Genomic DNA, 719 nt, shown 5'->3' on the forward strand with positions numbered 1-719 from the left:
TTGAATTGATCTTAATAATTGTGATTTCGTTAAAGAGAAATTAATGCTTTCTATTACATTATCACTAGTCATTTCTCTTTTCATTTTTTCTATTTATATTTTTAAGGAAAATGTGCTTTGGGTTACGGATTCACTAATGCTTCCTGAATATATATCTATTATCCTTATGATGAGCCTAATAGTGGGGCTTTTGGCAGTTGGACTATTCTTATTTATCACTACAATAGTACTCTTTGATTTGAAAAGGATAGTTGAATTACTTAATAAATGATATATGTATATGAAGAGATATTTAATTATTTAAAAGTAGGTTAAAAGATAAATAGATGAAAATAGGAATTAAAAGAGTTATTCAAGATGATGCAACGGGATGTGGTTTGGCTTGTGTAGCTATGATTGTTGGTGAAACTTATGCTGAGGTAAAAAAGGTAGCCTTAGAAAATGAAATTTTGGAAGAAAAAAGAACATTTTATACGAAAGGAAAACATCTAATAACTTTATTGGATTACTTTAATTTTAAAGCCAAGAGAGGAAGAAAAGTTAACAATTGGTCCTCAATTCAGTCTGTGAGTATTGTTGCTATAAACTATAGAGAAAATATTGATTCTTGGCATTGGGTTGTTTATGTCCCAGATGAGAATAAAGGGTATGTACTTGATCCTCATAAAAAGATTAAAAATGATAAGAGGATAGATTTTTCGAGGATGAGACTTAGATCA

General features: G+C 28.9%; 1 protein-coding gene. It reads left to right on the top strand.

Annotated elements, in window-relative coordinates; all coding sequences use genetic code 11:
• Positions 1-326: 326 nt before the first annotated feature.
• A partial coding sequence (locus GBI16_RS18270; RefSeq protein ID WP_151707620.1) for a cysteine peptidase family C39 domain-containing protein occupies positions 327-719 on the top strand: 393 nt, incomplete at its 3' end.

This window comes from Acinetobacter sp. TUM15064 (assembly GCF_008980265.1).
Taxonomy (GTDB): Bacteria; Pseudomonadota; Gammaproteobacteria; order Pseudomonadales; family Moraxellaceae; genus Acinetobacter.